General features: G+C 39.6%; 6 protein-coding genes, 1 tRNA gene and 1 pseudogene. 7 read left to right on the top strand and 1 reads right to left on the bottom strand.

The features are described from left to right. The first annotated feature begins 170 nt into the window (after nucleotides 1-170). Both KA531_03920 and KA531_03915 read left to right on the top strand, forming a co-directional pair. Nucleotides 171-431 (top strand): hypothetical protein, encoded by a 261-nt coding sequence (locus KA531_03920; protein MBP6006015.1) that lies wholly within the window; start codon nucleotides 171-173, stop codon nucleotides 429-431. 6 nt (nucleotides 432-437) lie between these two features. Beyond that, nucleotides 438-899: pseudogene (locus KA531_03915) on the top strand (recombinase family protein). On the opposite strand, the gene KA531_03910 reads toward KA531_03915, so the two are convergent. Further along, nucleotides 878-965: transfer RNA gene (locus KA531_03910), tRNA-Leu, on the bottom strand. The pseudogene KA531_03915 and the gene KA531_03910 sit on opposite strands and share 22 nt — an antisense overlap. 127 nt (nucleotides 966-1092) lie before the next feature. Here KA531_03910 and KA531_03905 point away from each other — a divergent pair. The 5 genes from KA531_03905 to KA531_03885 form a co-directional block, all read left to right on the top strand. Then, a complete protein-coding gene (locus tag KA531_03905; protein MBP6006014.1) occupies nucleotides 1093-1947 on the top strand; it encodes a class D sortase in 855 nt (284 codons plus the stop codon). 3 nt (nucleotides 1948-1950) lie between these two features. Continuing rightward, entirely contained in the window at nucleotides 1951-3351 is a 1401-nt protein-coding gene (locus KA531_03900) for a PEGA domain-containing protein (protein MBP6006013.1), read from the top strand. A 34-nt stretch (nucleotides 3352-3385) separates the two neighbouring features. Further along, on the top strand, nucleotides 3386-4660 hold the full coding sequence (gene murA / locus KA531_03895) for a UDP-N-acetylglucosamine 1-carboxyvinyltransferase (GenBank protein ID MBP6006012.1): 1275 nt from the start codon (nucleotides 3386-3388) through the stop codon (nucleotides 4658-4660). Continuing rightward, the gene (locus KA531_03890; protein MBP6006011.1) at nucleotides 4657-5673 is read left to right on the top strand and encodes a rod shape-determining protein; all 1017 of its coding nucleotides are present in this window, start codon (nucleotides 4657-4659) and stop codon (nucleotides 5671-5673) included. The genes murA and KA531_03890 overlap by 4 nt, the downstream gene beginning before the upstream one ends. Before the next feature lies 1 nt (nucleotide 5674). Further along, nucleotides 5675-6316 (top strand): hypothetical protein (locus KA531_03885; GenBank protein MBP6006010.1); only part of this gene is annotated, 642 nt, incomplete at its 3' end.

Genomic DNA, 6316 nt, shown 5'->3' with positions numbered 1-6316 from the left:
ATGCAGCAGCTTGCCCAATCCAGATGCCCAGATTGCGACCATAAGCACTCAATACGTGTTTATAAACGGTTCTAATCATAACTTGTCTTGTTATTCTACCAAAGTTGTTACTTTAATTACATATACCAAAAAACAGTTGAACCCATAAGCTAGGCGATATAATTACAAGTATGGCAGGTGAGAAAAAGACTAGACGCAAACACAAGCGTATACCCGTTAGCCAAGAGCAGTTACGCAAGACCCAAGCTATAGTAGACGCTAGTCTTAAAGATAACCCCGATATGTTCAAGCTACCTGCTAGTAAACATAGCGTAGAACCACTAACTGACTATTTTGTTAAGACAAAAGCCGACACCACACGTATATTACCGAAAGAAAAACGCAGTTATGTTATTTACTGCCGTAAATCCACCGACGACGAGAGTAAGTAAGTCCGCTCCTTCGACGACCAAGAAAAAGAGTGTTTAGAGCTTGCCGACCAGCTCGATAACAAAGTACGTAAAGAGGACATCTTTCGAGAAAGTGCGTCAGCTAAAAAGTCTGGTAAACGCCCGATATTCGACCACATTATAGAGGGCTTTCAGACAAACAAGTATCACGGCTTGTTAACGTGGTCGCCCGACCGCTTGTCTCGCAATATGAAAGAAGGTAGCGAGATTATTGAGCTTGTTGATTTAGAGCGTATACAGGATTTACACTTTAAGACGTATCAGTTCGAGAACACACCAAACGACAAGATGAGAGCTGGAACTCCACTCGAAAAGGACATACTTGCACGAAAAATGCTTTTGAACGTAACCCTAGATAACAAAAATGCCCCTTCCTTTATCTGGAAAGAGCCTTTTGCGACTATGGTCGTAAGCCAAAAAGTCAAACTTGGTGCGGATGAAAGGACTTGAACCTTCACGCCAGAGACTGGCACTAGCTCCTAAGGCTAGCGTGTCTACCAATTCCACCACATCCGCATCTTGTAATAAATATATTTCATGTTATAATAACAGCAGTTTATATATTTATTTATTCTGTACTTAGAGATCCAATTTATGTATAATCAAATCACTACCTAACTAATATTACAGATTAGAGGATATTATGTCTAGAGCTAAAGTCAATTTATCACCAAAATATGATGCAATCAGTGGTCAGGTTTATGAGCATCCGATCAGCTTTAGTGATGGTAAGAAAAAGCATAAACGCAAAAAAATCTTCATTGGATTCAAAAAAACTCTGATCTATAGTACGGTTGGTATTGTCGGGGTCATAGCCTTTTTTGTCGCATTTAATTGGCCAGTAATTAGTAGTCAAATCAGCTATGCTTTGGCAGCCGAAGACACTTCTAGCCAGCCCCTGGGTAAGCTCGAGCAAGTTGAAGTCTTGGAAGAAGCTGCTGATGCACCAGCTGGCGAGATGATCAATATTCCGAAGATTGCGATCCAGGCTCCAGTAGTTTACCAGCCAAGCGTAGTAGAAGCAGATGTTCAGGCAAGTTTACAAAATGGTGTAGTTCACTTCGGAGGTACTGCAAAACCTGGTGATCCAGGAAATGTAGTAATAGTAGGTCATTCTTCCAATGATCCATGGGCTCCCGGAGAGTATAATTATATCTTTGCTTTACTTGAGAAGCTGGAATTAGGTGATACAATCGAGATCAATCACAATTCTAAGAAATACATTTATCAGGTTAGTGAAGAAAAGATAGTCGAACCTACTGATATCAGCGTAATCCAACCGACAGCTGACCCAACATTGACGCTGATTACATGCTGGCCGCTTGGTACCAATTGGCAAAGGTTGATTATTCATGCCAAGCAAGTTTCTCCCGATCCAGAGCCACAAAAGATTGTTATTGAAACCCCTGCTAATAATCCAGAGGTAGCTCTGCCAGGTGCCGATACCAATATAAGCTCCAAATTCATTCAGTGGATTATCAAGCTTTTGCCCATCTAATCAATGCCAATACCAAGAAAAGACTTATTGTTATTATTTGTCGGCTCAATTTTGCTAACGATCCTAACAGCTATTGGTTTTCTGTATACCCTAGGCTACCGGTTAGATAGGTCAAATTTGAGTTTGGTGCGTTCTGCTATTCTGAGAATAGATAGTTACCCCAAGGAAGCTAGTATCTACCTTGATAACCAATTGTTTGGCAAAACAACCAATGTCGAAATCAACGATCTTAATCCGGGCTCGCTTGATGTTCGGGTGGAAAAGTCTGATTATCAGATTTGGCAAAGACAAATAGATTTAGTAGAAGGATTAGTAGATTTTCTGGATTACCTAATTCTTGTGCCTGAAGAGCCAGTGTTTGAAGATTTTGATTTGGTTACCACCAATGATGATCGCTACAAGCTAATTAATTATCAGGTGTCTAGTTCAAGAAAAACGAGTCTAGCCTTGACAAAGTCCGATGTAGACTATCAACTAAATTATTATCAACATGATCAATCAGATGGTCTCGAACATCCAGAATTATTACCAATCAAGCAAGATCAAAGCTTAACTACAAAGTCTTATCCAAAGCTTGAAATTGTCAAAGTCGGCGACAATAAGAATTTGCTCTTACGAGGGGAGAATGACAAACAGGAAGGGTATTGGTTTTATTACACTGGTAGTGATTTGATTGGATTAGATCAGTCGATGTCGATTCGTAATGGTGAATTAATCCTCGTACCCAATCAGCCAAATAAGCTTGTTTGGGTTAATAATTCTGAGCTCAGAGTGCTCAACCTTACCGATAAAACTATTGGACCCGTGATCACCAGTAAGCTATATAGCTATCAGTCAGAACTAGATCAAATCTATATATTTACTAGTGATAAAGATCGATTAACCTTAAGTCAACTTGATACTGGTGCCCCGAAGCTTGTTAGTCTATTAGAAGATCTTGGAGCTGATCAAAATATTCAAGTTAAGCACGTGGATTATCGTGGAGCTGATAGTTTGGTAATATTTTATCCAGATAGCCAAAAACTCGTTTGGTACCGGGATTATAGGTCTAAGCTTAAAACAGAGTTATTATCCAGCCAAGCAACGGCTTTGAAACTTAGCCCAGATAATCGATATTTGATCTGGCAAGATCAGACAGGCTGGAATACTCTGGATATGTACTACCCAGATCAGCCAAGTATAGCCTATCCGGCAGAGCTTGATGATCAGATGTTTTGGTTTGACAATCATCATTTAATTAGCAACAAATCAAGCTCGCGTATTGTGGATTTCGATGGTAGTAACTCTATGAATTTATCAGAACAAATAGTTGGCCCAATTCTATTTGGCTTAGATGGCAAGGATTTAGTATCAATCAATCTAGAAGATAAAGTATTTAAGAGACTAAAATTAGTAGCTAGATAGGTTTTCCTACCCTTAAACATGCTATAATCTTGCTATGAGTAAAATGATTATTAATGGTCCTGCAAAACTAGAGGGAACCTGGAATGTTTCTGGCAACAAGAATGCAGCACTACCCATCTTGATTGCAACCCTTTTGCTGGATAACCCTGTAATAATAGATAATTTGCCAGATATCTTGGATGTAAAAACCATCAAAGATATCTTGATTAGCTTGGGGTCTAAGATTGAAGTAATTAATAGGAACCAATGGAAGATCGACAATTCAAATATTAGTAATCAAACTATTGACAAAGATCTGACAGCAGCTTTAAGAGCATCTAATATGTTGATTGGCCCATTGCTTTCTAGGTTTGGTCAGGCAAGAATGGGCTATCCAGGTGGAGATCAGATAGGAGCTAGGCCAATGGATGCATTTTATAAGGTACTTGAGGGTTTTGGTGTATCCTATCAGACCGATGGTGAGAATCTGGAAGCAGTATTAGAAAAAACCCCTAGTGCTGGTAGTTATCGAGAAGTTAGTATTATAGAAAGAAGTGTGACTGCTAGCGAAATGGCGATCATGTTAGCTGTCTGTCTACCGGGTACTACTAAGTATCAACTGCTGGCCACAGAGCCTCATGTAATCGATTTAGTTAATTTTTTGAGTCAGGCAGGAGCAAACATTAAGTGGATAGACAATACTAGTCTTTTGATAGTGGGGACCGAGAAGCTCAACCTTGATCAATGGAGGATTATCCCTGATCAGCTAGAAACTGGTACAGCTGCGATTGCTGCGATTGCTACTAAAAGTGAACTAGTGATTAGTAATGCGGATATTAATCATCATCATGCAATGATGCTATATTTTGATCAGATGGGGGTAAATTATTTTTGGGAAGATCCGGCTACACTTAAAATATATCCTAGTCAACAACTTCAACCCCTAGAGATCAAGACGGCTGCTTATCCACTATTTCCCTCTGACTTGCAAGCACCCATGGCGGTTCTGTTAACTCAAGCAAATGGTACCTCAACGATTTTCGAAACAATATTCGAAGGAAGACTTAATTATTTTCATCAACTTAGCCAAATGGGGGCAAATCTAATTATTAAAGAAACTCATGTAGGTCTAATAAGTGGACCTACTCCATTATACGGAGGAAGAGTTTTTAGCCTAGATATTAGGGCTGGGGCTACTCTGATAATTGCTGCATTGATTGCGGTGGGTCAAACAGTGATTGAAGATAGTCAACATATTGATCGAGGTTATCAAGATATCCAAGAAAAATTAAGTAATTTAGGGGTAGATATTTGGAGGGAAGAGGATTGAAATTTAGTCTTAAAAATCGTCTGGCAATAGATCTGGGTACAGCAAATTTTTTGGTGTATAAGCCAGGAGTGGGAATTGTCGTAAATGAGCCTAGTGTGGTAGCGATCAGTGTCGATAAGAATCAAGTAGTAGCAGTAGGAATGCAGGCCAAAGAAATGTTGGGTAGAACACCAGAAGTAATTACCGCTTCTCATCCCCTCAAGGATGGTGTGATTGCTGATTATCGGACAACTCAAGCCATGCTAAAACATTATATCAACCATGTTCTTGGTAGATTTCGTTTGACTAGGCCAGAACTGATGATTAGTGTGCCTGCTGGAGTTACTTCGACTGAGAAGCGAGCAGTGATTGATGCCGCATTGGCAGCAGGTGCAAAAAGAGTCTATATCATTAGGGAGCCAGTAGCAGCGGCAATTGGTGCCCAAGTACCAATTGCCTCCCCAGTTGGAAACTTGATTGTAGATATAGGTGGTGGAACTACCGAGATAGCGATTATCTCTCTTGGGGGGATTGTTGCGCAGAGTAGTGTGAGGATAGGAGGAAACAAGATTGATCAAGCTATTGCGGATTATCTTAGACGTAAATACAATTTGATCATCGGAGATCAAACAGCTGAGCATGTCAAAAAAGAAATAGGTTCTGCTACGATTCTCGAAGCCAAGAAAACGATTTCGGTAAGAGGTAGAGACATGACCGCAGGATTGCCCAAGACTGTTGAAATCTCCTCAAATGAAGTAACAGAAGCTATCAGCGAACGATTAAGCTCAATCATTCTAGCAATCAAGAAGGTCTTGGAAGCTACACCCCCAGAACTATCTAGTGATATCATCGACAGAGGTATCCTGATCAGTGGAGGAGGTGCTTTGCTTCGTAATATTGATACATTGATTACTAAGGTAACTGGTGTACCTGCTCATATTGCCAGTGACCCATTGCTTTCTGTAGCTAGAGGCGCTGGAATTGCCTTAGAGAATCTTGATGACTATATGCGTAGTGTAATCTCGCATCAATAAGATGACTAATCAAGCATATAATAAGTTTATCCACCGAGTACTAGGTATTATGGTGGTGTTGATGCCATTCTATGGATTAATCATTAGTCTCGGTCGATACTATATCATTGATAGTTCGGGACTAAACATAGTCAAAGATATTGTATTGTTTTTGCTATTAGTCTTAGCCCTGGTCGTTAACTACCAAAGAATTAAGTTTGATTTAAAATCAATAAAGAATAGTTATTTGAGTCAGATTGTATTGCTAACCGTAGGCTACATATTGATTGGATTAGTTATTAGCTATATCAATCATTTGGACTTTAAAGCTATTGCCTACGGACTACGTTATAGCTTATTGCCAGTTGGGGTTTTTTTGATTGCTAGATTGTCTGATTATAGGCTTAATCTGAAGATGATTATTTACCCTGGAGCATTAGTGGGGTTACTGGCTATTTGTCAGTTTTTGACTCCAGAAAGTTGGTTGAAGCTACTCGGCTACGGTAATTTAATTGGTATTAATCAGCCAATTGGCCCTGGTTTAGATTTTTATCGAGCTTTCTCGAGTTTGGGAGGACCAAATCAATTAGCAGCTTATCTAATTTTGCCTATCTCTATCTTACTCTACTCAGGTAAGAAACATTTTGGTAATAATATCTACTAC

The sequence above is a fragment of the Candidatus Saccharibacteria bacterium genome (assembly GCA_017983775.1).
Taxonomy (GTDB): Bacteria; Patescibacteriota; Saccharimonadia; order JAGOAT01; family JAGOAT01; genus JAGOAT01.
The sequence above is the reverse complement of the archived record's forward strand: the minus strand, read 5'-3'. Positions and strand labels throughout refer to the sequence as shown.